Below are 24,594 nucleotides of genomic sequence, written 5' to 3' on the forward strand. Positions count from 1 at the left end.
AACCATTTCAGTATGAAATAGAGATTTACAAGCCTCGTTCTAGGCCTGCATCTTATCTATAGCTTCACGCAATCCCTGAGCAAGATTATTCAGATCATGGATGGCCGCTTCGGCCTCCTGCATGGCATCTGCAGTCTCGCCCGCAATCCGGTTGACCGAATCCGTGGCTTCACTGATGCGCTCACTGGCTGCGGACTGTTCTTCGGCTGCGGCGGCAATATCCTGTACCTGAGAGGCAGCCTCGTCTGCCTTGGCCACGATGGAATGGAGGGAATCACCCGACTGCTCAATCATCTCGCGGCATTCATCCAACGCTTTGTTGGCCTTGTCATTGCTTTCAATATTACTGGCTGCGGACTGCTGAATGGATCGAATATAGTCACCGACCTCATGGGTGGCGTCCATGGTTTTCTCTGCCAACTTGCGCACCTCGTCGGCAACAACGGCAAAGCCGCGTCCAGCCTCACCAGCGCGGGCTGCTTCGATGGCGGCATTCAGGGCCAGCAGGTTTGTCTGGTCTGCGATATCGGTAATCACGCCCATGATGGCGCCGATACCCTTTGCGTGCTCACCCAATTCGTCCATCTGCTTGCGTAGCCCTTCGGACTGTTCGTGAACGTCCCGAATCATGACCACCGAACGATCCACAATCTCCGCACCGGAGCGGGCCAACTCGCTGGTCTCTTCGGACATGCGAGCAGTGGTCGAAGCGCTGTTGGCCACTTCAGCAACCGTGTTCGCCATGGCATCCACGGCAGACGAAGCCTCCATGGAACGGTTGCGCTGTTCCATGGCACCGTCGCTGGCACTTTTGATCTGATCAGCCAATCCCATGGCGGAATCGGTTACGGCACGGGCGATGTCGTTGGCATCGCGGGCGGCCTGCTCGATAAGCACATTCTTGGCCTCGACCGCTTCCTTCTGTCTGCGCTCCTCAGTGAGATCCACCCAAATAGTGATGGCACCGATGAGTTCATTATCCAGATCATAAATCGGCGTGGACACCACATGCAGGATGACGGTCTTATTGTCGATATCGCGAGTCAGCTCAATCTCCCATTCCACCTGCTCGCGCTTCTTCATGGCGACCTGCGTCAGCGTCTTGCGCTTGGGGTCATGATAGATGACCTCATTGAGCGTCAGGCCATAGTAATTGATAAACTCTTTGCGCTTACCGAGCATTTTGGCAGCAGCACTGTTGAAATGGGTAATGCAGTTGTCCAGATCAACCACCGCACAAGGGATGGTGACGCCGTCCAGCACACCCCGGCTGAAACCGAGCTGTTTCTTCATTTCACGAACCATGTCCTGAACCGAGGCCATGGTGCGGCCGATGGCGTCATTGACACCGTAGGAAAAATCACATTCAAAATTACCCTGGCTCACGGTATCGGCTGTGCTCGCCAGCTTGTTCATGGGGGCCACCAACTGACGGCTGACAAACCAGATAATGATAAGGGCAAGTACCAGTGGCAGCACGCTGGAGGTCAATGCGCCCATGAGGATGCGACGATCAACTCCGGCCAACAGCTCCGAACTGTTCACGCTTGTCACGAGATAAGCATCCCACGGCTCGAAGTAGACCACTCGGGACCAGACCTCATCATCACCGACAGCCAGATTGACGGTGCCTCCCATCGATTTCAGGTCATTATCCTGCGCAATGAGTGCCCTGAGAGCATCTGCGGCGGCAGCGTCTTTCGGGGCCACCGGAAATTCACCATTAGCCTTAACAACATAGGAATAGCCCTTGCCTCCTACATTTACCTCCTGAATGAACTTGGAGAAATCAGTAGAAATTACCGGCCGAGCCACTTCCAGTGCGCCCATGACGTTCTCGTCGAAGTCACGAATGGCCTGATAGGCGACTACGTACCAGCCGCCCTCCAGATTGGCGATACCCTCGAACCGCTCTCCTGCATGAATGGCGGCGTAGGCAGGATGGTCAGCTGGGATAAATACTCCCTGCAAAGGCTCATCTGCACCATTTTTGATGGTGGTGGATACACGAACAAGACGTTCATTATTGAGTTGGAGGACAGAGGACAGCACTTCGGCCGTTTCAGCCATGGAGTCCACCAGCTTGGAACTTTCGTGCAAATATTTCGAGCCGAGCTTGAAGGCGGGAATGGTGACGTCTTCCGATGCGCCAGAGACCTGATTCTTGATGGTCATGTCCACATCATAGAGCATCTCGAACATGGGGAGGCCGCTGATGCCCATGACGCGGCTGAAGATATTCAGATCCGAACCGATCTTGCGACGGGCGAGCCGATCCTGCATGGCCACGGTTTCGGCCAATGTGGAAGAGACGTCTTCCAAAGCAGCCACACCGTTGTCGAGGTATTCACTGCGAGAATTATAGAAGTTGACGCCAGACATGCAGGCGATGGTCAGGAGGACGATCAGCAGGGAGGCGATAGTCAGCTTGCTTTGAAATCCGAATTTCAACATGTGGGCAACCCAAGTGTTAAAGTGTAGCTAAATGAGACGCGACACTTTAGACACGAGTTCACGACAATTGTAACAATTCAATGTTACAATACTGCAACTTATACTTGGATTAACCCACCAAGGTTATTGTCGATAATAACACAGGCGTATGGCTATTTACCACGAGAGCGGGGATGCTTGCCTCTTTTGGAGTTTGCCTGCTTTCGACCTTTCCCCCCTTGAGAGGGCCCACCTTTTCGACCCTTTTCATGTGGCTTCCGAGAATCAGACTTATGCTTCTGCGAGCCGCCTCCCTTCTTGACCTTGGGCGGACGACCACGAGTGGGCATCAGGATGCCATGCTGACGAAGGCGGTCTGCATCGGACTTGGCAACATAGATGGAATTACCTTCCAGATCGGTCTCGGCGTGGAACATGGCTGCTGCAGCCGTACCGGGCAATGGGATGAAGCACTGCACCTGCTCCGGTTTCCATCCCTGCGAGCGAAGCCAGTCGCCCAGTTCACGCATGTCATCATCGGTACAACCGGGGAAGGCACTCATAAGATAAGGAATCACGAACTGCTTCTTGCCAGCCTTTTGCGACTCCCTGCCGAACAAATCGAGAAACTTCTCAAACGCATTGAACTTGGGTTTGCGCATCAGTTTCAGGACATGGTCCACCTGATGCTCAGGGGCCACCTTGGCCTGACCGCCCACAAACTCACGGATGAGGCAGGACAAGGACGACATATCCTGCAACGCCAGATCGATTCGCCAGCCAGAAGCCACGCGCACATGCTTTACGGATTGAAGGTCCGTAATGCTTCGAAGCAGGTTAACGAAGTCTTTTTGCGCAACCTTGTAGTGTTTACAAATGGCAGGCGTTAAACAACTGGAACGTTTACACTTTGATTGATCTGAAGCACAATGAGCACCCCACATATTGGCACTGGGGCCGCCCACATCACTGATGGACCCGGTCCAGCCTTTTACCTCGGTAATACGCTCCGCTTCCTGCAGGATAGATTCCTTGCTGCGAGAGCGAATCCGCCGCCCCTGATGCAGAGCCAGCGTGCAGAAGGAGCAGCCTCCGGCACAACCGCGGTGAGCATTGATGGAGGTCTTGATCATATCCGCAGCAGGAATGCGCTCCTTGTAGGACGGATGCGGCAACCGGGAGAACGGCAAAGCTGCCAATTCGTCCAGACCGTCTGAATCCAACGGCTCGCCAGGGGGAGTCAGAATGACCGCCCTGCCGCCGCACTCCTGCACGGCCACCTGTTTATTCTGATGTACCTGCTGCTCCATGAGCAGCGTGGCCTTGATCAGTGCCTGCGGATCAGCCACCACTTCCTCGTGGGAAGGGAACTCAATCACATCAGCATCTTCGGGAATATCCTTGCGCGCTCCCGCCACCACCACACCGGGGATGGACACCAGTGTGGGGCGAAGCGCCTTGATGGAGCGATCCTCGGCATCGCGGATGGCATTGGCCAACGCCACGATGGAATTCTCGGCCATACCGTACGTAATGGCCATGGCCTTGGAGTCCAGCAGCACGGATCGACGGATGGAGTCGGACCAGAAATCATAATGGGAAATCCGTCGTAGGGACGCCTCGATGCCACCCAGCATCACAGGCAGACCGGGAAAGGCCCGCTGCACCACATTGGTGTATGCGATGCAGGCTCGATTGGGACGGCTCCCCGCCATACCACCCGGCGTATAGGCATCGTCACTCCGCTTCTTACGAAATGCCGTGTAATGGGCCAGCATGGAATCCAGCGACCCGGCGGTAACACCCGCGAACAAGGTCGGACGACCCATGCGCGTCACATCGTCGGGACGATCCCAGCGCGGCTGTGCGCAGATGCCCACGCGAAAACCGTGGTGCACCAGCCAGCGGCCCAACAGGGCTGCGCCGAAAGAAGGGTGATCCACGTACCCGTCACCAGTGACGAGCAGGATGTCGATGGCGTCCCAACCGAGCTTATCCATCTCCTTACGGGACATGGGCAGCACGGCAGGCTGTTCAATATGCGGACGAGTGTCGTTCATGATGGGATGATGACCTAAAAAAGTTGGGGAGTCTATGCGTACCGCTGCCGGATCATCTTGAAGAGCTCCGGCTTGCGGTCATACTGGTGAACAATGTGCGCGCGCTCTCCGCTTTCGTTGAGCACGTACCCTTCATCATCCAACTCAGGATCACTCTCGGTCATGCCGAGAGTCATGATAGGGCCGGAGTTATCCACGAAACGGACACCGGGCACCTCGTTGTTGTGGACGATGGTGTTGTGTACGCCCTGATCGTATCCGGCCATGTTTTCCCGCTGTTCAAACGGCCACAGACGGGAGAGCATGGTGTCCAGATACTGCACCATGGATTCGTGATCGCCAACCGTGGTGCCGGAGCAGGATACCTGCTTGTCGAACAACGACTGCAAGACCTCTTCGCCCTGATGCATCTCCACCCAGCGGCGGTTGTACGGACAACGGCCGATTGTCCGGCTCTTGTCTTCCAACGCACAGTTGAGACCGGGGAGCCAATCGAATTCAAAGGGATGACGCTGGAACACCACGTCACGCACATCGGCAATCAGAATGCGGTCATAGGTATGGTCGGCTTCGCGCAGAAAATCTGCATAGCGGAAGTAACGATAAGCGTTCTGGGACACATGTTTCATATTGTCTGGCCGAACGCCCGGTATCACCTTGATGCCGTGGGCTTCCATGCGGTCAATATCACGCGTGGTGCGAGTCACGAACATAACGCAGTCACCCTGATAGCCGCACTGATCCAAAGACGCGAGAAAAGGCCGCACATCACCGTAGTGGTAACCTGCGGCCAGTCCCATTATGAGATTGTTTTCTGGCATGCCTGCTAGCGGCGGCGTGGACGACGACGTCTACGACGACGCGGACGGGATTTGCTATCGCCCTCTTCGGATGCGGCCTGCGAAGGCTTCTCCTGACGGGGAGCAGATTCCTTGCGCTCCTGACGGGGCTCGTCACGCTTTTCGCGTTTGGGCTTCTCGGAACGAGCTTCAGGTTTGGATTCCCGCTTGGGCTGTTCCTTTTTGGGACCACCACCGTTGCCGGAACGACGTCCCTGCCCCTCACCATTGCCGGGCTTGCGGCCACGAGAACGCTTCTGCTTGGGCTTACCCTGCTTGGGTTGTGCGGGCTGTTCCTGCTTCACCACCGGTTCGACCGGCTTGCCATGCAGGGTGTTCTGGTAAATTTCATCCAACAGCATGGCGAGGAGGCCCATGGATTCATCGTCTTCAGCAAACTTTTTCACCAGCGGCAGGAAGCGGGAAGCACGTTCACGCTCCAGCGGCTTGAGCTTGCGGAACTGCTTTTCCAGCAGCGCGGTCAGGCGCTCATCGATGATGGCGGCAACGTCTTCATCGGTGGGGTTCTTGATTTCCTCGAACTTGATCTTGAAGCGGGAAGCGATACGCTCCAGCTCCATCTTCTGGATGACGTCCACCAGCGTAATGGCGACACCGGATGCGCCAGCGCGGCCTGTACGGCCAGCACGGTGCACATAGGATTCAGGATCTTCCGGTGGCTCCATCATGAAGACGTGAGACAGCTCGGGAATATCAATACCGCGCGCAGCAACATCAGTGGCTACCAGGAAGCGCAGTTTGCCTTCCTTGATGCGGGCCATGAGCTTCTCACGCTTGTTCTGCGTCAAGTCAGAAGTCAGACCCTCGGCATCAAAGCCGAACTGGGAGAGCAGCGCGGCGATGAATTCCACATTGCGCTTGGTGTTGGAAAAAATGACGGCAGAAGAAGGATTCTCCAGCTCAATGAGCTTGATGAGCTTGCGCTCCTTACCCATGGCCTCGACCTCGACAAATTGATGCGCGATAGAGGTAACATTGGTCTCGTCACTGGAGAGGCTCAGAAATTCCGGCTCGTACATGAACTCTTTTGCCAGTCGCAGCACGGACTGGGGAAAAGTTGCGGAGAACATGTATGCCCCATTAATCTTACGGGGCAGGTAGCGTTTCACTTCTACCATATCGGGGTAGAAGCCAACGGAAAGCATGCGGTCAGCCTCGTCAAAGAGGAGTACCTTCAAAGAACCAAGATTCAAACTGCGGCGAACCAGATGGTCAAGAATACGGCCGGGGGTACCAACAACCAGTTGCGCACCCTCGCGGAAGGCGTCTAACTGCTGCTGGTAGCCAACGCCACCGTATACGGCCACTACATTGATACCGGCGTCACCAGCCAGCATGCGCGCTTCCTGCGCTACCTGCTGGGCCAGTTCGCGGGTGGGGACCATGACCAGTGCCTGACAGTCGCGGGACTCGGGATCGAGTTTGTCAAGCAGCGGCAGCACGAATGCCCCGGTCTTGCCGGAGCCTGTGCGGGCCTGAACCATGACGTCGCGGTCATTGAGCAGATAGGGAATCGCCTTCTGCTGCACGGGCATGAGTTTGTCCCAGCCAGCACGTCCGCACGCATTTTTCAACTCTTCGGGCAGTGCCTCGAAGGTCATATCCGGGAATAAGGAATCGTTGACCGCTTCCTCGTTCACGGATTCAGGATTGTTGTCGTTTTCCATGATAAAAACCTGTGATCTATGATGTGAGTCCCAGCCAGTCGACTAGAATAAAAAAAGGGGCCGGGACATGAAATTCGTAATTAAGACGCGCGCACAGTATACCACTTGTTCGACTTTGTACAATAGTAGAGGGATAGGCGAGAATTTAGGCCCTTGAAAATATGGCAAATCAGATGGGGAAACCGCCTTCGGCGGGATTGACGGGTGATTTCGCCTCCGGCGGCCAAAGGGCTATACCCTTTGGAATCCCATTGTCGCCTTCGGCGAAAGTTAGTCAATAAGAACAGCCAGATCGTATTACGCTCCAAGACGCCACCCAAACTACCATCGTGAGGTTTGCGAGAGTGGTATAGCTGCAAGGCGACGGGCACAATTGAAGCACAGGCGTAGCAGCGCTACGTCGAGCATTCAATTGCGCCCGGCAACGCCACAGATATGCCGCTATCGCAAACCGAGGAGCCTGCACAACCCAAAAGGCCAGGACTCCATTCCGCTTTCTTTTGAGGGGCGATCACGGAATGAAGGCCAGGCCTTCTTAAGGAATGCTGGGCAGTAGAAAGGAAGAGAACTACCCAACGTGGTCATTGGCGACGGGGGCACGCCACCAATGACCGATTTGACTGTTCCCTAGGACTCCAGGGTGTTGCGAATTGCTTCGAGGAGTTCCTTGGGATTGAAGGGCTTTTTGAAGGACGCCACAGCGTTCTTGATGGCCAGATGAATGCCGGAAAGGCCGCTGACCACGATGACGGGAGTGTCCTTGTATTCGGGGTCCTGCACCATCTTGCGATAGAAGCGCGGGCCCCACTCATTGGGCATTTCAAGATCCAGGGTGACGAGATCGGGCTTTTCCTGCTTGAGCAGACCGATGGCCTCCTCCACATTGGATGCGGTGCAGGTTTCGAACCCGTCGTCCTGAAGGATATCAACGAGATATTTGACGATGTACGGATCGTCGTCGATGATGAGAATTTTGCGAGACATGTATCGACCCCCTCGGTCTACTCTATTGTTGGCTAACGGGCCCCTGCCCGACGCCGGTTGGGAAAACCCCACAGTTCATTAACACAATTACAGTTCAAATGGTAGTTCCACCGTCACTTCGATTCACGCCAACGCATGGTCGATGATCTTCTTGATCTCGTCCGGAACGGGCGGCTTCTGGACGTATGCAAAGGGGTCCGGATACGAGGCATGTCCCACACCCATAATTTTCAGGGCATGGCTGAAGGTGTCGGCCCCCACTGCGGAGAGCATGATGACCGGCACCTTCTTCAGTTCCTCATCTTCCTGCAGCCCCTGATACATAACCAGCCCACCCTCTCCCGGCATCATGACGTCGAGTACGATCAGGTCCGGCTTCAGTTCCCAGGCGAGCTCGAGTCCCTCGCGGGCGTTACGAGCCAGGTGAGGCTCGTAACCGCTGGTCTCGAGCAGCGTCTTGAGAAAGAGCCGCATGTTCATCTCGTCGTCCACTACCAGGACTTTCTTGGTGGCTTCAGTCATGGGCATACCGCTGCTTGGTTAGTCGACAATCCAGTCGGGATGATTGACACTGGCCACCGGACAGGCGGAGCGCAATACAACCTCTTCCAGAGTGGTACCGATCTCAGCTTCTTCAGCGGGCACGTCCTTGGAGTGGTGCGCCATAACGATGAGATCGCCTTCCTTCTCGCGAGCGTACTTCAGAATCTCGACGTGGGGAGCGCCTTCACGCACGTCCACTTCGACCATGTTGAAGTCGCCAACCTGGGAAAGGTACTTTTCTTCGATCTTCTTCTTGGCTGCGGCGATTTCCTGCTCGATCTCTTCCTGCGTAGGCTTGCCGCCCAGCGCATTGATATTCACGGAATGGAAGATATGCAGAGGACATCCGATGTCCTTGGCGACCTTCAACGCAAAGGTGAAGGCGTAATCTGCGGCCTTGGAGAAGTCGGTGCAGTACACGATGCTGGAGAAAAGGTTCCAACAGGTGTTGCACGGACGATTGACGATCAGGACCGGACAGCGGGCACGCTTGGCTACGGTCATCATGGTGTTGCCCATGATGGCGCGGTAACGTCCGCCACCCTCTTCAGGACGGGTGTTGGCGCCCATGACGATCATATCCGTGCTTTCCTTGCGGGCAAGGCGGAGAATCTCGGTGGACGGTACACCGACCGTGGTCATGATACGGGTCTTTTCGCCGTACAGCTTGAGCTGATTGTCGTAGGTGTTGCTGAGCTCTTCACGGACCCAGGCTTCATAATCCTCGCCCAGATCTTCACGATCACCGGTGCGGACATCGGTAACCTCGACGCTGAACCCGCGGGACGGGACGCCGAGAACGTGGAAGAGTAACAGTTCCGCATCTTCGCGCTCGGCAAGGTCAAAAGCGATCTTGGCCGGGCTGTCACATACCGGAGAACCACTGGTCGCAAACAAGATATTGTCAAACATAATCCTATCCTTTTATGCTGCAATGTTCAGGATAACGCTGGAAACCGAGTTGCCAGGAAATCCCCTCAATGAACTCGAACAGACTGTAATCCGTATCGAACTCCATCATGTTCACGGTGTCGCCAAACACAGAGTGCTTCAACATGCCCAACCGGATGGGCGTATCGAGCATCTGGTGAAGTTGGAAGCTTCTGAGCTCCTGCTCAGAATCGTTGTGCCAACCAGTCAAGGAGCAGAGAAAATTGAAACGGGGCTCGCCCGGAAATCCAACCATCTCTACCCGCTTGACCAGTTCCAGGTGCGTCAAACCCTCATTTTCGCAACCTGAATCAGGACATCCTGCACATTCTTCCATGAAGGGTGGGATGAACACACTGATCTCCTGGAACTGGGGATAGCGCTGCATCATTTCGTAGAATGACCGCAGTGAATATCCTTCGCCCAGTCGAATCCTGCCCGCGAGCACGGACAGCGGACGAGCCACTTCCTGCTCCAAATCATTGAGCAGCATTCCGTTTCGTGCGAGCAGCGTGGTGTTCATCATCTTCCCCTTGGTTACTTCTTATGGCATTCGCCGCAGGCCACGGGTCCCTTGAGGGACTTCTTGTGGCAATCGATGCACTGACGGTGGTAAGCGCGCATCAGCGGGGTGCCGCCGTCGGAGCGTTTCACAGCGTGGCAGGATTCACAGGTCTCGCCTTCGCTGGAGTTCTCCATGTCGCGTTTGCCGTCGTCAGTTTTGCTGTGGTGGCAGACCACGCAATCTTCGAGTTCGGCTTTTTCATTGTGAGCATCGTGCTCGAATGCGACCTGCGGTCGCTCCAGTTTGCCGAAGGCATCAACCGGTACCTGTGTCATGTCATCCTGGGAAAAGGCGACGGGTGCCATGTAGACAACCATCAGGGCGGCAATCATCGCCATGAAGGCCAGGAGCTGAATCTTCTGTTTCTTCTTCATCACAAGCTCCTTACATTTCCGGCTTTTCCATCAGCTCATAAATAATGTCGCCGATGAATTTACCGTGCATTCCAAGATCATAGTGACCGATGATGTCTTCCAGACCGCCGTGGCAGTTGTGGCAAGGAATAATGATATCCTTGACGCCGGTAGCTGCCAGCTGTTCGGCCTTTACTCGGTTGCCTTCCATGCGGGTGGCCTTGAACGGCGGACCGCAGTTGATGATGCCGCCACCGGCGCAGCAACAGTAGTTGTGCTCGCGGTTGGGGGTCATTTCGATCACCTCTTCACAGAGGAAGTGGACGACATCGCGCAGCTTATCCATGAGGCCCTTGCCTCGGATGATGTTGCACGGATCCTGAATGGTGACCGGCTTTTCAAACTTGTGGGTGATCTTGAGCTTACCTTGCTGGATGAGCTCCCAGTAGAATTCCACAGCGTGGATGACGGGAACGGGCCAGTCCTTGTAGCCAAGCCAGCGGTTACCCATGTCGTAGACGGAGCGGAATGCGTGACCACACTCGCCCATGACGATGCGCTTGACGCGCAGCTTCTGAGCAGATTCAAAGTGTGCCCGCTTCAGGCGCCCCATGTTCTCATAGTCACCGATGAACATGCACATGTCGGAGTTATCCCAACCAGCGTGTGACGGCATGGTGTAGTCCACTCCCGCATGGTGCATGATGGCGGCAGCCTGATAGATGAGCTGGGTGCGGAACTTGGGCTCGGGTGCGATAACCGAGTAGTAGACGTCCGCGCCTTCCTTATCGAGCGGGATGCGCAGGCCCGGGAACTCGTCGCGGGCTTCGTCTTCCTGCCACTGCAGGGAGTCGATCCACTCGTCGTCCTTGACCCACATCTGATTCATGGTGGAAGCATGAGAGTGGGAGGTGTCGCGGATGTACTGCGGAACAACGTCCAGCAGGTAGCAGATGCGACGGACCATGGACATGATGTAACCGGTGTCCACGCCGATGGGGCAGTAGTGGGCGCAACGCTTGCACAGGTTGCACTCGGTGAAGGCCATCTGCGCCATCTCGTAGATGCGCTGGGGCTCCACCTTGCCCTTCTTGTCCATGAGCTCATACATGGTCTCCGTGGCCTTGTTGACCGGGGAGTAGCTCGGATCGTTGTCGTGAGACAGGTAGAAGTGACATGCCTGTGAGCACAGGCCACAACGCATGCACGTCTCCTGATATGCCTTGAGTTTTGCCCCGGTTTCGCCCTTGAGCATCCGGGTGACAACGGATTGGATCTTCTCCGTAGTCAGGCCGGCGACTCCGTTCTCGAGCCCGGGATCTGATACTATTCTGTCAGCTATGCGACTCATTGTTCGTACCTCGCGTTAGTGAATGTTGTGGCCTACCAGTCCCTGGCGTTGCGAACGCCACCGAACTCGGAACCCATGTACGCCCTGGTGAAGAGGACGAACAAAGCATGGCTCAGGCGCGTGAACGGGATCAGCGCGAGCAGGATTTCGCCTGCAAGGATGTGCAGGATCGTCATCAGGAGCACCGGACCAACCTGGTGGTAGGCCAGTACGCCAGTGATGAACGGAGCAGCCACGAGGATGAGTGCGAACCAGTCCTTGGTCTTGGTAACGCCCTTGACGTGGGGCAGAGCCAGACGGCGGTAGGCGAAAACCAGACAGCCAGCGATGACGATGAAGCTGATGATGTCGCCGACCTGCGTGGGCAGGCTCGGGATTTCGATGCCGAAGGCGGTATCCCAGAGAACCACATGTGCGCCCAGGAACACGGCGACCAGCAGGAAGCCGATGTGGAAGGCAAAGGTGGCCACGGTCATGAGCGGATCAGACTTCCAGCCCTGAGTGTTAAACGGGATCATCCAGTTGAAGATGGAGCGCAGGCCAAAAGGCAGGCTCATGTACGCGAGGGAGGAACCGTCCTTGGCCTTTGCCAGAGAATACATGGTCACCAGTCGGTAGATGGAACCGATGATGAAGATACCCCAGGCAACCCAGGCCAAAGGACCGCTGACGAGATTATACAATTCGATCATAGCGTCTCCCTCCGCCTAGAATTGGGCCACATCCGCCACGATGCGGACATAGCTGTTGTTTTCGAGGGCACGGATAAGGATCTTGGTGCCGTCTTCGCTGAAGATCGGGGACCAGCAGCGATCGAAGTCGCGGCTGAATTCCTTGCCGTTGACCAGAATCTTGTAGCGACCACCCTGCTCGACCATGGCTGCGACGTTCTTGCTGTCTGCGGAGAACGTAGCTGGCCACGCCATGTCGTAGATGCCGGACCAGGGAGTACCGTCAACCACGATACGGAAATCGGCGTTGGCCTTGTTGGCGAGGACTGCTGCGCGGTTGCCGTCGGGGCTGACCACGAGGTCGGTGACGACAGGCCAGGTTTCACCCCAGGGAGCGTCGTTACAACAGGCGGTGAACTGCCCGTAGCTGGTGGCAACGATGGCCCACAACTTTTCGCCGTCTTGAGAGTAGGTCAGATTCAGACACTGCAGATAACGGGGCTTCCATGCCATTGCGCCGTCGCGTGCCACGCCCCACTTGCCCGCAACACGGACCGGAGCGACCACGTACTGGCCGCTGGGATGGAAGACTGGTTCCCATACCTGGTTGAAGATTTCGTTCCACGGCTGGTCGTCTACGGCGATGGTGTAGTCGTGTACTGCGGTGCGGACCTGTGCGGCCACGCGAAGCCCGGTCTTGTCGAAAGTCGGAGCCCATACGTTGAGGTACTTGCCCGGCCAACGCTTACCATCGACGACGACCGTGTAGACGCCCTTCTTGAACCCTTCGATGTCAGCCTGTCCGAGAGACTCGACCTGCGCCACGCCAACGGAGTGCTTACCGTCAGGAGTGATCGCATACTGGTTGACATTTTCGAAGAGCTCTTCCCACGGCTCGCCGTTGATGGCTACGCCGTACTGCTCCATGCCCTTGTGCATGTTAGCTATGACGGAGCCGTCTTCACTGAACTTGGTATCCCAGACGTAATCGGTTGTTTCGCCAACCATTTCGCCTTCCACGGCCATACCCCACTCCATGTCCTGCTGACACAGTGCGGTAAGTCTGCCGTCGGGAGAAAATCGCGGATACCAGATTTTTTCGAAGGTATTTTCCCAAACGCCATCATTAACGCGGATGGAAAATTCACCTTCGTCTACCTGGACGATAGCGGCCAGCTTTTCACCGTCGTCAGAGACGTACGGCTCTTCCTGCCAGCCATGCCCTTGCATTGGGGAAAGAGACTCGACGACCGTCTTTTGGCCGACCTCCCAATCCCAGTTGGATTTACCCATAACACCCCCTTGGGTTGCGTGTTCGCCGAAATGACGAACCGTTCTTCAACGAGGGGTCGGGAATCGTATCGTGCGGAGAGACTATCCTCTGCGACCGGGCATGATCATCGAGTCCATGCGGTCTTCTAGATAAGCGGAGAGAACGCTTTCAATCGGACCTTTAACCCAGGGGATGACCTGTATGCCCATGGCTTCAAACCCGTCTTTAACGGCCTTTCCCAGGCCGCCGCAGATGACGATTTCGACACCCATGGCCTTGAGGTAGCTCGGAAGGGCGGCGGCGCCTGCCACCGGCATGGCCGTCATGCCGCTGCGGACCACATCCCTTTCTTCGAGCGTGTACAACCTCAATTCCGTTGCTGTTTCCAGCAGGGTCGCCACCCGGTTTTGATAGCCAGCAATACAGATATCCATAATTCCTGAGTTTGCTTCCTAGGCCGATTCAATTTCACGGACAGGCGACACACTTGTATACGCACAGTCCGTTCCAAACATTTGTTTATCCATTTATTACGACAAGTTGTCGCAATTTCATACCGCTAAAATTCGTTATTTTCGACGCATTTTGCTGCACTTTGTGCACCTCAATTGCATTATTTTGCTGCACTTCGCTGCAATATGCGCCGAACCGTATCACGTGAAATACCAAGCTCACGCGCCGCCGCGCTTTTATTGCCATTATGACGTTCCAAAGCCATGAGCACAGCCTGATGTTTGTGCCCTGCCATGCCGGATTTGAGCTTGATGGCGCCCGGACCACATTCCGGCTCAGACTCATCCTTACCGGGCTGCAAATGGCTCGGCAGGTGGCTGGTCTCGATCATTTCCCCTGCGCAAAGGATGAAGGCGTATTCAATAATATTCTCTAACTCGCGCACATTACCGGGATAATCATAACTCAAGAGGATACGGTTCACGTTCTCGGAAACCGTACGCACGGATTTCCCCTTGAGATTATTCTGCATCCGTATGAAATGATTGATAAGAAGCGGGACATCTTCGGTACGCTCGCGCAAGGGAGGGATGTCCATACGGACAACATTCAGCCGGAAATAAAGGTCCTGCCGGAATTCGCCCTTATGGACCATTTCCTCAAGATCGCGGTTGGTAGCGGCAACAAAGCGAACATCGGCATGCTGCGGCTCTACGCCGCCCAAAGGCTCGTACACTTTCTCCTGCAACACACGCAGAAGCTTGACCTGAAGCGGCAAAGGCATATCACCCACTTCATCCAGGAAGAGAGTACCGCCCTGCGCCAGTTCAATTCGGCCCGGCTTGTCTTTTTTGGCATCAGTAAAGGCTCCGGCCTTATAACCAAAGAGCTCTGATTCCAGCAGATTTCCGGGGAGTGCGCCGCAGTTCACCGCGATAAACGGTTCGTCTTTGCGCAAAGAAAGATTGTGGATGGCGCGGGCGAACAATTCCTTACCCGTACCGGACTCGCCGAGCAGCAGAACAGTGGAGGTGGACTGGGCAATGGGAGGCAGGATCTGGAGGGTCTTGATCATGTGCGGATTATTGGTCCGGATGTCCTCCACCGAATATCGTTCTTCCACTTTCTGCATAAGCTGGTGAATTGACGACAGATCACGAAAGCTCTCCACCCCGCCGACAATCTTGCCGCTCTTGTCACGCAGCGGTGACGAACTAATCCCGATGGGGACCTTTTCACCGTCTGCCCGCAGGACAAATCCGGACTTGCCCACCACAGCCTGCTCCTCTTTCAGGCATGGCTGCATGGGGCATCCACCATCGCATACGTTAGAAGCCAACACTTCCCAGCACTTTTGGCCTACCGCCTCGCCTGACGGCACACCAGTAATCTCAGCCGCAGCCTGATTGAAGAACGTAATGTTCCAATCCAGGTCAACGGTAAAGATACCTTCCGGCACAGAATCAAGCACTGATTCGAGCGGTATGTCCTGAGGAAGTCCGGTCGGGGTCACGCAGTGTATCTCCAGAAGAGGTTTAACCCACAAACAACGATGATCGTGAGTCTTTTATACCAAAGTGCAGCAAAATACGCCACCCCTGGTTTACACCATAATTATGCCCCGCAAAACATAACGCCGAACAATAATCATTTTAAACCAATTATTTCGCTATTCCCCTCTTCAAAGTGTAGTAATTATAACAAATAATTAACCATAATTATTGATTATTTTTGTCAAGCCCTTTCCCGTTATTTTCCGAACAATCGTCTTGCTAGTGGCCATATAGTGACTACTCTATTAATAGGAAGAATATACCAGTTTATAGCCTGGGGGAGGTGGCATCATGGCTGATACCACGATACAAGGCGAACAGATTGGAAGCGTTATTTCCATGACTGGTTCGGTATGGGCCGTAAATGGCGCAGATCAGCGCCTGCTGACGGAAGGCTCGCCTGTTTTTGAAGGCGAAGAAATCATCACAGAATCCGACAGTAACGTCGAAATCAAGTTCTCCGACGACACTGTCCTTGGTCAGGGTGAGGATTCAGCCGTCCGACTGGACGACTACGTCTTTACCGAAGAGGACAACCAGCTTGACTTCCACATGGTCAAGGGAGTCATGCGTGTCGTTTCCGGTGAAATTGTCAAGGCGAATCCTGAAGGGTTTAACCTGAGCACGCCGTTGGCTACCATTGGTATCCGCGGCACCGAGGTCATGATTCAGGTTGACCAGGGCCGTGAATTCATCGGTGTCGACCAGCTCGGCGAAGGTCACACCGTACTCATTGGCAACGCCTTCAACCAGATCGTCATCGACAAGGCCGGCATGTTCTCCGGTGTCGACTTCGACGGAAGTCTGATCGCACCCGACGAAATGCCCTCCAACTTCATCCAGTCCATCGTTCAGGCAGCTCCGCTGACCATCCTGGGCGACTCTCCCCGTGAGCCCGGCACCCCGCAGGATGTCATTCCCCCTGACTTCTACGAAACTATCGACAACCAGACTGGCGAATACCAGCCCGGCGTTGGAATGGAGTACGCCGAGGAGGACAGTGACGAAGAAGAGTTCGACGAGGAGGAATTCGAACTCAGCGAAGAAGAAATCGAAGCCCTCCTCGAACTGGAAACCGCAGCCGGCCCGGGCGTTGGTCCCGGTGCAGGCACTGGCGAAGCCGAAGAGTTCGATCCTGTTGTTAGCGTGACCTACGATCCGTACGGCAATGAAACCGACTCCAACGAAGGAGAAGGCGTACAATTCGGCGCACAGAACGATCAGTCCGAGGACACCCCCACTGGCGATGACGCCCCCGTCGACGACACGGCAACTCCCCCTGCCGAGCCTGTCGTTGTTGAGCAGAGCGAAGCTGGCGAGAATCAACCGGTAACCATCAACGTCCTCGCTGACGAACCCGACGGGACAACTCTTGTCGAGGCCGAAATGGTCGAGGCGGAAATCGTCGAAACCGATGAGCCTCATGATGGTAATCTTGAGTTCGAAACCGAAGGCAACATCACTTACACCCCGACTCCTGGAGAGGAAGGAACCGTCGTGATCGAATACACGATCGAAGACGAGACCGGCGAAACCGCCACTTCTCAGGTGTCCCTTACTCTGGCACCCGACTCCGAGCCGGTGCTCGAAACGACTGACGCCACTGGCGTCGAAGCTGCAGGCGTAATGACTGCAAGCGGCACCATTACTGCTGACTTTGGCGCAGACAGCGAAGGCAGTACTGTCGAACTGTCCGCTGAAGGCGCACACTGGGACAGCTACTACAATATCCTCGTCTCCTCTGACGGCAGTTGGGACATCGAGCTCACTGACGACGGCTACCTGTTCACTCAGAACTCGCCCATGGTCGAGGCAGTGAATACGGCGGCAGGCGAAGAGTTCACCGTTAACGTCACCGCTACAGCGACTGACAGCGACGGCGACGTGGCTACCGGCGATTTCTCCATTGCCCTGACCGACAGCGGGCCGATCGCGAGCGACATCACCCTGACTGAAGTGCTTGAAGACACCTCTGTCACCTACAATGTCTTTGACAGTGGCGATGCCGACACCGGCCTGTTCGGTGGCGAACTGACCGACGCGAACCTTGCCGAAGATAGCGAAATTGAAGGCGAGGTCGGCTTTGACAGCGATGGCAACATCACCTTTACCCCGGCAGCTGATGCGAGCGGAACCGCAACCATTGACTACACCGTTACCGACAGTGACGGCGACACCGCCACTGCGCAGGTGACCATTGATGTCGAACCCGTCAACGATACCCCCGAAGCAGACGACCAGTCCTTCACCTTCACAGAGGACACCTCCTTCACCATCACCGAAGACACGCTCCTTGAAGGCGCACGCGACGTGGATGTCGACGCCCTTAGCGTCACATCCGTAGTCGGAACAAACCTCCCCGGCGAGCTTGTGGACAATGAAGACGGCACATGGACCTTCACTCCTGAAGATAACTGGAACGGCGATCTCAGTCTGGCCTACACCGTCTCTGACGGCACGGCCGAGACCGTCGCGGCCATCAACCTGACCGTCAGCGACGACATGACCGACCTGGTCAGCACAAGCACTGAAGACGTCGTAGAAACCACTGTCACTACTGACAGCGCAGTCACCGACGTGGACACCACCGTTGCCAGCGACACCGTCCGTGACGCTGAGACCGGCGACTTTGTCACGACCACTACGACCACTACGGACACCGAGACCACCACGACCGAAACCACCACAACCGATACCACCCCGATCACCACCAACGTCTTTGAGGACGGCGGCGAACAGGTCCTCTTTGGCGAAACCGTGACAACGACAGATACCGATGTAACGGTCACCACCGACACCACCAGTGAAGATGTCATCACCGTCGATCCTAATGCTATCCCGACGGCAGAAGCCAAGTCCGGCAGTTTCACCGAAGACACCGTCTTCACCATCACCGCAGCCACCCTGCTGGCAGGCGCTGCCGATGCTGACGACGACACCTTGAGCGTGGCATCTGTCAGCGGCACAGATCTGAATGGCGTGCTTACTGACAATGAGGATGGCACTTGGACATACGCTCCGGCCGAAGACTGGAACGGCGAAGTCGAGCTGACCTACACCGTGACCGATGGCTTCGTGGAATCCGATCCCGCGGTCATCAGCCTGACTGTCAACGATGACATGACCGATCTGGTCAGCAGCACCACTGAAGACAGCGTGGAAACCACTGTCACAACGGATAGCGCAGTCACCGGCGTGGACACCACCGTGACCAGTGACACCGTCCGTGACGTTGAGACCGGCGACTTTGTCACCACCACTACGACTACTACGGACACCGAGACCACCACGACCGAGACCACCACAACCGAAACGACTCCGGTTACCACCAACGTCTTTGAGGACGGCAGCGAACAGGTCGTCTTCGGAGAAACCGCGACCACCACTGACACCGACGTTACGGTCACTACAGACACCACCAGTGAAGATGTCATCAGCATTGATCCGAACGCAGCTCCGACAGTTGCAGACGGAACCTACACCGTTGAGGAAGGCGGCTCCATCACCTTCACCGAAGATGAACTGCTGGCCAATGCCAGTGATGCGGACACCGACCCGCTGAGCGTAGTCTCTGTGAGCGCCGAAGGTCTTGACGGCGAACTGGAAAGCGACGGCGAAGGCTCCTGGACCTTTACTCCTGACGAAGGCGTTACCGGCGAACTGACCCTGACCTACACTGTGAGCGACGGCTATGTTGAGACTGAAGCGGACATCAATCTGACTGTTGAAGCAGTTCCTGACGAAGAGCCCACCAACCTGCTGGTCAACGGCGACTTCAGCGACGTCACGGCAGCCGTTGGCGACACTTGGATCGCAGCCAACGCTTCCAGCGTTGACGGCTGGGATGCCGGTCGATTCTACAGTTCCAGCTCCGAAGCACCGCGCAACATCAAGATTGGCGAAGGCAACGCCAAGATCGAGGTCTGGCAGGCAGGCTTCAACGGCGTGCTTGATCCTGACGGCAACGATGAAGGCTACTTCGTTGAAATCGATTACGCTGGCGCCACGGACTACATCTCCCAGACAGTGGCCACCGAGGCTGGCGTAGAATACCTCATGAGCTTTGACGCCACAGTCCGCCCGGACAGTACTGAAGGCGAGACCCTCATCGTTCAGGTCTGGAGCGACGGTGCCATCATCCAGGAAGAAACCTTCAGCCCGGATCGTTACGACACCGAAGCAATGGAAGGCTGGAGTCAGTTCACGCTCGCATTCACCGCAGACAGCGACGAAACCACGGTCGTCTTCACCGAACCTGAATACCACGACGACGGTAACGAGAAGAACACCTACGGCGTCCTGCTCGACAATGTATCCCTGACGGTTGATCCGGAATACGACCCTGATGCCTACTACGAAGAAGATTCCAGCGAAGGCGATGATTACGATGTGGATGTCTACTACGCAGGCGAAGACTACCACGACGCCCCGACCGATGATCAGGCTACCGTCTTCGGCACCAGTGATGAAGATGAAATCAGTGGCAGCCAGGGCGACGACGCAATCTTCGGCGACGCAGGCGAAGACACCCTTGAAGGCGGCCAGGGCATGGACTACCTCCATGGCGGCGCAGACGACGACATCCTCATCGGAGGTCAGGGCGATGACGTCCTGATTGGCGACCATGACGAAGATGAACTGGATGGCGGCCATGGCGAAGACGTGCTGGTCGGCGGCCCCGGTGACGATGAGCTCTACGGCGGCAAGGGCGACGATGTCCTGATCGGCGGCGCTGGTGAGGATGAGCTCACCGGCGGCAAGGGCAGCGACACCTTCGTCTTCACCTCCCTCGACAGCGACGACGCAGATACGATTACCGACTTCAACACCCTTTCCGATCAGATCTCACTGTTCGAAGCCACCTTCCAGCTTGCCTCTGAAAACGGCACCGTGGATGAAGATCAATTCGTCCACCTCACCACCGATGACGAGCTCCCGCCCGGCGGTTATGACTTCGAAAATGCCACCACCGGCCTGATCTACCTTAGTGACGTTGGCGAAAACACCGGCGCACTCTTCTACGACCCCAATGATCAGATGTCCGGAGACGAAGTGCTCATCACCAACATTGAGTTCAGTGAAGACTCCGACACTGACGAAATCACGGCAGCAGACATCGACGTCACCTAATATGCAACGGATTCCCCTCGCAAAGCGGGGGGAATTATAAACCGACTTCGCCCCGAATCATTGAACAATGGTTCGGGGCGAAACCTATATTATATTCGGTACGATTTTATTGCGCGAAACAGTGCGTGCGCTATGGTTAATTCAATCGGTAACAACCGCGACCTTCAATCCCGTGGCGGGCGATTTGAACCCCGGCCCGGCCACGAGTCATGGTGCGGATGGGCGACGAAGCGGGCACCCCGGCTTCCCCATCCGCACCCATACGTTCAGCCCCCCCTCACTTCAACTATCTCTCTATTTCAACATGTTGCGTCACTGCTCTCTTTTAGCTTGACTGTCAAACTATCTAGGTCTAGTTTATTTTGACTTTCAAACAATAAGGAGCACCAACTATATGGATTCCCTTTTTTTCGTCGCCTTGCAATCAAGTCTCTTCCTGGGGCTCATCCACGGAGTAAATCCGTGCGGCCACTCCTGGGTGGTCCTGGCCCCATTCGTTGCCGGAGATAAAAGCGGCAAACGCGTTTTCACCCTCACCACCGCCTTCATTATCGGAACCACCCTCGGTTGCCTCGCCATTGGCTTGCTGCTCGGCACCGTGTCTGCCAGCCTGCCCGATTCCATTCGCTACATCACCGATCTGATAACGGCAGGTATCATCATTATTCTTGGCGCCATTCTTCTGTGGCGTCCCCACCTGCTGCACAACCATGACCATGGCGAGTGTGGCTGCTCTGGCCATCACGACCACGATCACGACCACACCTGTTGCGACCATGACCACGGCCATGAACATCATGAGCATGACCACGATCACTCCTGCTGCGACCATGACCACGCACACCATCACGACGACCATCATCATGACCACGGGCATTCCCATCATACCCCGCTCTCTGCCAAGCGTTCCACCGTTTGGGGGCTGGCGACGCTCGGCTTCGTGAACATGATCGTACCTTGTCCCACGGTCGCCATCATGTACTCCTACGCGCTGGAATCGGCCAACACCATACAGGCCGTCTCGGTCTTTGCGAGCTACGCGGTGGGCACCGCCATAGCCCTTGCCGGTGTTATCTTCGCCATATATAAGGTTACCGGGCTCATCAGAAAATTGCAGAAGCCCTGGATCGAACCAGCCATCATGCGCACCGTAGGCGTCATGACAGTGATGTTCGGATTCTACACCCTCTACCTGGACTTTGTTCCGGCCTAAATAGGATGCCATGCCCGACACCGGTCAACTCACGCAGCTCATTGTGGAATTCTATGAAAAACTCTCATCATGGGAGCATTGTGTCGTCCGAGACAAAGGACTGACCCTGCCTCAGGTTCACGCACTGGAGATTCTCGGCACTCACAAGGCACTGCGAATGAAGGAGTTGGCAGAACGCATGGGCGTCACGACCGGCACTCTGACCGTTCTGGCCGACCGTCTGGAAAAGGCGGGCATGATCCGACGCAAGCCACACGACAAGGACCGACGCTCCATTTTGGTAGAACTCACCGAGCAAGGACAGCTCATTTTTGAGGAGCACGACGAACTGCACAACCAGCTCACCCGCGACATCACCGCCAACCTGACCGATGAAGAACGGCAGACACTCAAAGGCATCCTCATCAAGATGAATCGCGAATTCTAGTTCCTTGCCAAAGATACAACTAAAAGGGGCATATCCATTCCGGATATGCCCCTTTTCATTATCGAAATTTATTTATCCGCGACTCTCCCCTACCTCGGCGACACGCTGCAATTCCTTTAATGACAAGGTGTCTTCGGGGTACATTTTCAAGTCGAAATAAACGTTGGCAGTGACCTCACCAGTTTGCAATATGAATTCATCCCGCATTATATCCTTTGCCCGCTCCACATCTTCCACACACTCTTTCCGGCTTCTTACTTCAGCAAACAGGATGGCAAAGTGCGCAAACGCTGTTCGGGAAATCATGTCGGCATCCATAAAGACCTCGGTCAAGCGATCTCCCACAAGATCAAGCAGTTCGTCTGCCGCATTGTCACCGTGCACATCGGCCAGCTCCAACAGATTCTCAAGGGTCACACTAATAACTGCCAGGCTGCGGCCGCGCTTTTCCGCCAAGGAATAGACCAATTCCAATGTGTCCCGAAAGCGATTCTTCCCGGTCATGCCCGTCAGGGGGCTAGACATCTCATCCTCAAAGGCAAACCCCAGTTCCTTACGCCTCCTCGCCCATACCAGAGACAGAATCCATGCTATCGTGCCGGACAAGGCGAACAGACCTGCACCTATAATGAAAATCTTGAACATCATCCCGCTGGAATACCCTTGCGTCCGGACATCGGGCACATAAGACACCAGCTTCCAAAAATACTGGTTGGCCGGAAACAATCCATCTCTGGACTCATCTGGACTGCTGGAACCAAAGCTGGTCCTGAAGCGGGTATGAAGCGGATAGATAGTTGCGAAGGTATAGACCTCGTTGGCCGTCGTTATCTGGCCGGAATCCGACGCGTGGATGCGAGCCCAATGGGCTGGATGCCGAACAGAGAAGCGAAGATTCTTCTTCCCCTCAAACATGAAGCCCCACTGGTCTTCAGCATCAGGTGCAAGCAACCAATACCCCTGATTATTGAGAAGCATGGTCTGGCCTTCAGTCACATTACCTGTCTTTCGAAGCATACCCAGCAGACCGTCAGCCTTGTAATTCAGAATCAAGGCACCCACCGGCCTACCGGACTTGTTGAACAAGGACACGCCAAATCGTATTACAGGCTTGTACGGCACTTCGACCTGACCGTTTTCAACATTCAAATCCATGGGCGACACATATACATCACCCAAATCAAGATCCATGGTATCCCTGAAATAATAGCGTGACTTCTTACTCTGTAATCGATTATCCGGCACGATATAGGGAATGCCACCATCATTGTTGACGCGCACCAACTCCATGCCTTCGGCATTAAAGAGCCTGATCTGGTCATATACTCCCTTGGCTTTGCTGAAAGCAAATAAATCAGCCTCTACGGCTTCCAAGCCGTCCTGACCGGAAATGAATTGCCGCGTACTATCCATTGAGGACAGATATTCCAAGTCATCACCGATACTATTCAAGCTGTCTTCGATTACAGATTTGCGCAAGGCGACACCACGCTCTTCCCGAACGAGGAGATCACCGACAAAACCTTTGATATAATAAGAATAAAGGAGATGGAGACCGCCGCACACAATCGAGCCGATCACCATGAAAAAGAGGAAAAACGTCAGGAGACTTTTGAGCGAAGCTCCCTGCTTGTAATTCAAGATGTTCAGAGCCACATTGTCCTCCGACACGGACGAAATCGCCACCACATCAGGCTATCACTGGTTCCACCGCCAACGAAGAACCACGGCCCTTACTTACTACTATCATTTACCGACTTAACATGAAATTGCCAATAAACTCATCCAAAGTCTCCTGATCGGACTCACCAATGAGACGGTCCACCTCTTTCCCTTCGGAAAACAGCAAAAATGTTGGGGTACCCTTGACCATGAAGCGATCCATGGCCGTGTCGAGATAGTCGGTATCATAAAGATAACACCGGATTTTACCATCGTAATGCCGCGACACCTCATCCAAAGCCTGAGACTGATTTCTGAATCGCTCATTCTTTTTGAGGAAAGCGACCACGAAGGGCTCTCGATTACTCTGCAGTTCCACGTCAAAATCTTGTGGTTCCAGAGTTTTTAACATTCTTCCCTCTCCATTTAATCCAATAACAGCCATATATAAAACAACTCCGTTCGC

At 55.2% G+C, this 24,594-nt stretch carries 19 protein-coding genes; 3 read left to right on the forward strand and 16 right to left on the reverse strand.

Annotated elements, in window-relative coordinates:
* Positions 1–39: 39 nt before the first annotated feature.
* The 14 genes from HFN16_RS00500 to HFN16_RS00565 all read right to left on the reverse strand — a co-directional run bounded on the left by HFN16_RS00500 (position 40) and on the right by HFN16_RS00565 (position 15,656).
* Entirely contained in the window at positions 40–2,454 is a 2,415-nt protein-coding gene (locus HFN16_RS00500; protein WP_168888835.1) for a methyl-accepting chemotaxis protein, read from the reverse strand.
* 152 nt (positions 2,455–2,606) lie between these two features.
* Complete coding sequence (locus HFN16_RS00505) at positions 2,607–4,493, reverse strand: YgiQ family radical SAM protein (protein WP_168888836.1); 1,887 nt, start codon at positions 4,491–4,493, stop codon at positions 2,607–2,609.
* Positions 4,494–4,525: 32 nt separating this feature from the next.
* A complete protein-coding gene (locus HFN16_RS00510) occupies positions 4,526–5,314 on the reverse strand; it encodes a hypothetical protein (protein ID WP_168888837.1) in 789 nt (262 codons plus the stop codon).
* Positions 5,315–5,319: 5 nt separating this feature from the next.
* Positions 5,320–7,020, reverse strand: a complete 1,701-nt coding sequence (locus HFN16_RS00515; protein WP_168888838.1) for a DEAD/DEAH box helicase — start codon at positions 7,018–7,020, stop codon at positions 5,320–5,322.
* Between the two features lie 627 nt (positions 7,021–7,647).
* Positions 7,648–8,004: a DVU0259 family response regulator domain-containing protein gene (divK, locus tag HFN16_RS00520; protein WP_168888839.1), complete on the reverse strand. Its 357-nt coding sequence runs from the start codon at positions 8,002–8,004 to the stop codon at positions 7,648–7,650.
* Positions 8,005–8,127: 123 nt separating this feature from the next.
* On the reverse strand, positions 8,128–8,532 hold the full coding sequence (locus HFN16_RS00525; protein ID WP_247648390.1) for a response regulator: 405 nt from the start codon (positions 8,530–8,532) through the stop codon (positions 8,128–8,130).
* A gap of 12 nt (positions 8,533–8,544) precedes the next feature.
* On the reverse strand, positions 8,545–9,459 hold the full coding sequence (locus HFN16_RS00530; RefSeq protein ID WP_168888840.1) for a universal stress protein: 915 nt from the start codon (positions 9,457–9,459) through the stop codon (positions 8,545–8,547).
* Positions 9,460–9,463: 4 nt separating this feature from the next.
* The gene (locus HFN16_RS00535; RefSeq protein ID WP_168892208.1) at positions 9,464–10,000 is read right to left on the reverse strand and encodes a hypothetical protein; all 537 of its coding nucleotides are present in this window, start codon (positions 9,998–10,000) and stop codon (positions 9,464–9,466) included.
* 14 nt (positions 10,001–10,014) lie between these two features.
* Positions 10,015–10,416 carry an acidic tetraheme cytochrome c3 TmcA gene (tmcA, locus tag HFN16_RS00540; RefSeq protein ID WP_168888841.1) on the reverse strand — a complete coding sequence of 134 codons (402 nt, stop codon included), beginning with the start codon at positions 10,414–10,416 and terminating at the stop codon, positions 10,015–10,017.
* A gap of 10 nt (positions 10,417–10,426) precedes the next feature.
* On the reverse strand, positions 10,427–11,746 hold the full coding sequence (tmcB, locus tag HFN16_RS00545) for an electron transfer complex ferredoxin TmcB (protein WP_168888842.1): 1,320 nt from the start codon (positions 11,744–11,746) through the stop codon (positions 10,427–10,429).
* Between the two features lie 32 nt (positions 11,747–11,778).
* Positions 11,779–12,438, reverse strand: coding sequence for a TmcC family electron transfer complex membrane anchor subunit (tmcC, locus tag HFN16_RS00550; RefSeq protein ID WP_168888843.1), 660 nt, complete (start codon positions 12,436–12,438; stop codon positions 11,779–11,781).
* 15 nt (positions 12,439–12,453) lie between these two features.
* A complete protein-coding gene (tmcD, locus tag HFN16_RS00555) occupies positions 12,454–13,710 on the reverse strand; it encodes an electron transfer complex subunit TmcD (RefSeq protein ID WP_168888844.1) in 1,257 nt (418 codons plus the stop codon).
* Positions 13,711–13,791: 81 nt separating this feature from the next.
* The gene (locus HFN16_RS00560) at positions 13,792–14,124 is read right to left on the reverse strand and encodes a NifB/NifX family molybdenum-iron cluster-binding protein (RefSeq protein ID WP_168888845.1); all 333 of its coding nucleotides are present in this window, start codon (positions 14,122–14,124) and stop codon (positions 13,792–13,794) included.
* 179 nt (positions 14,125–14,303) lie between these two features.
* Positions 14,304–15,656 (reverse strand): sigma 54-interacting transcriptional regulator, encoded by a 1,353-nt coding sequence (locus tag HFN16_RS00565; RefSeq protein ID WP_168888846.1) that lies wholly within the window; start codon positions 15,654–15,656, stop codon positions 14,304–14,306.
* Positions 15,657–15,987: 331 nt separating this feature from the next.
* Here HFN16_RS00565 and HFN16_RS00570 point away from each other — a divergent pair, with 331 nt between their 5' ends.
* The 3 genes from HFN16_RS00570 (at position 15,988) to HFN16_RS00580 (ending at position 22,466) form a co-directional block, all read left to right on the forward strand.
* Complete coding sequence (locus HFN16_RS00570; RefSeq protein WP_168888847.1) at positions 15,988–20,826, forward strand: cadherin-like domain-containing protein; 4,839 nt, start codon at positions 15,988–15,990, stop codon at positions 20,824–20,826.
* A gap of 394 nt (positions 20,827–21,220) precedes the next feature.
* Positions 21,221–22,039 carry a sulfite exporter TauE/SafE family protein gene (locus HFN16_RS00575; RefSeq protein WP_168888848.1) on the forward strand — a complete coding sequence of 273 codons (819 nt, stop codon included), beginning with the start codon at positions 21,221–21,223 and terminating at the stop codon, positions 22,037–22,039.
* Between the two features lie 10 nt (positions 22,040–22,049).
* Positions 22,050–22,466 (forward strand): MarR family transcriptional regulator, encoded by a 417-nt coding sequence (locus HFN16_RS00580; protein WP_168888849.1) that lies wholly within the window; start codon positions 22,050–22,052, stop codon positions 22,464–22,466.
* A 72-nt stretch (positions 22,467–22,538) separates the two neighbouring features.
* Here the strand turns inward: HFN16_RS00580 and HFN16_RS00585 are convergent, their stop codons facing one another.
* Both HFN16_RS00585 and HFN16_RS00590 read right to left on the reverse strand, forming a co-directional pair.
* Positions 22,539–24,122, reverse strand: coding sequence for a diguanylate cyclase (locus HFN16_RS00585; RefSeq protein WP_168888850.1), 1,584 nt, complete (start codon positions 24,120–24,122; stop codon positions 22,539–22,541).
* 94 nt (positions 24,123–24,216) lie between these two features.
* Positions 24,217–24,540 carry a thioredoxin family protein gene (locus HFN16_RS00590; protein WP_168888851.1) on the reverse strand — a complete coding sequence of 108 codons (324 nt, stop codon included), beginning with the start codon at positions 24,538–24,540 and terminating at the stop codon, positions 24,217–24,219.
* Positions 24,541–24,594 lie beyond the last annotated feature (54 nt).

Source organism: Pseudodesulfovibrio sp. zrk46 (assembly GCF_012516435.1).
Taxonomy (GTDB): domain Bacteria; phylum Desulfobacterota; class Desulfovibrionia; order Desulfovibrionales; family Desulfovibrionaceae; genus Pseudodesulfovibrio.